The sequence below is a fragment of the uncultured Brevundimonas sp. genome (assembly GCF_937870815.1).
In the GTDB taxonomy this organism is placed as follows: domain Bacteria; phylum Pseudomonadota; class Alphaproteobacteria; order Caulobacterales; family Caulobacteraceae; genus Brevundimonas.
On sequence record NZ_CALMZS010000136.1, the window covers coordinates 1 to 3,239 of the forward strand.

A 3,239-nucleotide genomic window follows, 5' to 3' on the forward strand; every position below is an offset into this window, starting at 1 on the left:
GCCGACAGCCAGTCGAGGAAGTCGGGGTCCGGCTCGTCCGACGAAACCTCCAGCGCCGCCAGCATCGAGCGCCAGCCCGGCAGGGTCATCCGCGCCCGCCGGTCGAGCCCGCGCAGCGCCCCCTCGATCCGCGCCCGCGCCGCCCCGTCCAGCTCCGCCGCCTCGTCGTCGAGGATGTCCTCCAGATGGCGCGACAGGGCCAGCAGCGGGGCCTCGACCGCCGCCAGCGCCTGGGCGGCTTCGCGGGCCGCTTCCAGCACGGGTTCGGTGACGGGGCGCAGCGAACATTCCATGCCGAACTCGGTCCCGCCGCCCGACGCATTCTCCGATGTCCGTGCACGGAGTTGTTCGAGCGCGGCCAGCAAAAAGCGTTCGATCGGCCCGACCGGATTGACCTCGCCCGAGGCCGGGGCGATCCGCCCCGACACGCCTTCGCCGGGCAGCTGGGCCGCGGCCCGCACCGCGTCCTGCAGCGCCTTCGTCGCCGCCTCATTGTCGGCGCACAGGTCGCCCAGCCGCTGCTCCAGCCCGCGCCCGCGCCGTCCGCGCCCCTCCGGCCCCCGGATCCAGCGCCGCAGCTCGGCCGCCTCCTGTCCCGACAGACAGGCCGAAAAGGCGCTGTCGGCGGCGTCGAACAGATGGTGGCCCTCGTCGAAGACGATCCGTTTCAGCGCCGCCGTCTCGCCGTCCTGCTTCAGCCCCCGCGCCGACCGCGCCCCGTCGAAGGCCGCCTGGGTCATCACCAGCGCATGGTTGGCGACCACCAGATCGGCCCGCCGGCTGGCGCGGATGGTCTTCTCGACGAAACAGGCGCGGTAGTGGGGGCAGGCGGCGTGGACGCATTCGCCGCGCCGGTCGACCAGATTGGCGGCGCTGGCCTGCTGGCCGGGCCCGACCGCGAACAGCCCCGGCAGCCAGCCCGGATAGTCGCCCCCGGTCATGTCGCCGTCGCGCGTATGCAGGGCCCAGCGGCCGGCCAGGGCCATGCCGATCAGGTCGCCGTTGCCCAGCTGGGCCGCCTGGACCATGTCCTGCAGGTTCAGCAGGCACAGGTAGTTCTCCCGCCCCTTGCGGACCACGGTCTTCTTCCTGCGCTCGGCCGGATCGGGCCACAGGGCGGCGCTCTCGCGGTCGATCTGGCGCTGCAGGGCGCGGGTGTAGGTCGAGACCCAGGCCGCCCCCTGGTTGCGCTCGGCCCACAGGCTGGCGGGCGCCAGATAGCCCAGGGTCTTGCCCGTGCCGGTGCCCGCCTCGGCCAGCAGCACCCGCGGCCGGCCCTCCTCGTCGCGGGGCGAAAAGGCGAAGGCGGCCTCGGCGGCGTAGTCGGACTGGGTCGGCCGGGTCTCGTCAAGCCCCGAGGCCTGCAACAGCTTGTCCAGCCGGATGCGCGCGCTCTCGCTGTCGACCGGCGCCGACCCCGCCTCGCCGCGCGGGGCCTCGTCCTCCCACTCCGCCAGCCGCGACCAGGCGTCCAGCCCGCTGCCGCGCAGGTTCCGCTCGCGCACCGGCTGGTGCTGCAACGCACCGAGCACCCGCCACCCCCACGCCCAGCCGGCGCGCCCCAGCGTCTCGGCCAGGGTGTAGGCCTCCTCGCGCCCCGGCCAGGCCGGATCGGCCATCTCCCTCAGCAGCCCGTCGGCCGCGCGCCGCAGCGCCTCGGCCTGCGCCTCGGCCCCCTTCGGCTCGGCCTGCCCCATGGCCAGGGCCAGCCCGCTCGGCGACGGGGCGCAGAACCGAGCCGGGCGCACGAAGGCGAACAGCTCGAGCACGTCCAGCAGGTCGCCCGACCGCGCCGGCGGCGCGATCCCCAGCCTGCGGGCGGTCAGCGAGGCGTGCGCCACCAGCACCGGCCCGGTGGTGAACGCCCCCTCGGCCGCCCCCCGCCCGATCCTGCGCGCGCCCTCGTCGTCGCAGATCGCCCCCGCCCCCGGCGGCACGGCCAGCGCCGCCGGCAGCGCCAGCCACGGCTCGGCCCCGGTCAGGGCGGTGGGGGATGTCATGGAGGATGTTTCGCTCACCCGACCCTTCTACGAGCGAGTGGAGCGAAACGGAACAAGAACATCGTCTTGCTTTCTGGAGAGGCCGCATGGTATGGCTACTACTGATGGCCAGAGGAGTGTCGAGATGAACTGGAGTCTTGCCAAGGCCAAGGACAACTTCTCCGAGGTCGTGCGCCGGGCGACGGCGGAGGGGCCGCAGAGCATCACTGTGCATGGTGAGGAAACGGCGCTGGTGATCTCCAAGGCCGACTACGAACAGATGCGGGCGCCCGATACGCCGAGGACTTTCAAGGACTGGCTCCGCGCCATGAATTTCGACGGGGTGGATCTGAGCCGTGACCAGACTCCGGCACGGGACATCGAACTTTGAAATGGCTGCTCGACACCAACGCCTTCAGTGAACCGGGGCGTCCCCGACCGGATGCTGAATTCCTGCGCTGGTTCGATGCATCGGACGAAGAGGACATGGTTCTGAGCGTCATAACCATTGGCGAAATGGACAAGGGCATCGCCCTGTTGGCGGACGGACGCCGGAGGCGCGACATGGATAGCGTCAATCGGGGCGCGCTGCTGGCGTTCGGCGGCCATGTGCTTCCAATCGACCTGAAGATCGCGAGACTATGGGGCGGTCTGGCGGCGCGTCTTCGCGGCCAGGGATTCAAATTCGGCGCGGCCGACGAGCTGATCGCCGCGACAGCCTTGCATCACGGACTGACCGTCGTGACCCGTGATGTCCTCCCCTTCCAGGTCAGTGGCTGCAAGCTGTTGTCGCCGTGGAGCGCCTGATGCGAAAGCCGCGCCGCGTCGCGCCGATCATCGCGCCCGTTCTTCCAGCCTCCGTCGTCGCTTTCCTCTGGTGGATCAGAACAAGCGACTTCGTCGGCAGAGATTCTCGCCTGGATTCTGGCGGTCGCTGGGGTGATGGCGGGCCGTGCGAGGGCGCGCGGCCGGGCGGGTGACGACCACCCTCCCTCCCCTCTTCGCCGACTGGTTCGCCAGCCGCGGCTGGGTTCCGCGCCGCCATCAGCTGGAGATGATCGCCGCCGCGCGGGCCGGGTCCCACGCCCTGCTGGTGGCGCCGACCGGCGGCGGCAAGACCCTGGCCGGCTTCCTGCCGTCGCTGGTCGAACTGGCCGAGCGGGGGCCGAGGCCGGCGACCGGCCCGGGCTCGGGCGTCCACACCCTCTATCTGTCGCCGCTCAAGGCCCTGACCACCGACGTCGAGCGCAATCTGATGAC

4 protein-coding genes are annotated in these 3,239 nt (G+C 71.8%); 3 read left to right on the forward strand and 1 reads right to left on the reverse strand.

All coding sequences use genetic code 11. The features are described 5' to 3' along the window. A partial coding sequence (locus Q0588_RS08675; protein ID WP_298745555.1) for an ATP-dependent DNA helicase occupies nt 1-2,000 on the reverse strand: 2,000 nt, incomplete at its 3' end. Nucleotides 2,001-2,124: 124 nt separating this feature from the next. Here Q0588_RS08675 and Q0588_RS08680 point away from each other — a divergent pair. The 3 genes from Q0588_RS08680 to Q0588_RS08690 all read left to right on the forward strand — a co-directional run. After that, complete coding sequence (locus tag Q0588_RS08680; RefSeq protein ID WP_298745556.1) at nt 2,125-2,370, forward strand: type II toxin-antitoxin system Phd/YefM family antitoxin; 246 nt, start codon at nt 2,125-2,127, stop codon at nt 2,368-2,370. Further along, nucleotides 2,367-2,786: a type II toxin-antitoxin system VapC family toxin gene (locus Q0588_RS08685; protein WP_298745557.1), complete on the forward strand. Its 420-nt coding sequence runs from the start codon at nt 2,367-2,369 to the stop codon at nt 2,784-2,786. Before Q0588_RS08680 ends, Q0588_RS08685 begins: the two co-directional genes overlap by 4 nt. Before the next feature lie 247 nt (nt 2,787-3,033). Beyond that, a partial coding sequence (locus tag Q0588_RS08690; RefSeq protein ID WP_298745558.1) for a DEAD/DEAH box helicase occupies nt 3,034-3,239 on the forward strand: 206 nt, incomplete at its 3' end.

Bases quoted from the DNA above. Each gene is read 5' to 3' on its own strand.
- Q0588_RS08680 (WP_298745556.1), top strand. From the start codon at position 2,125: ATGAACTGGAGTCTTGCCAAGGCCAAGGACAACTTCTCCGAGGTCGTG.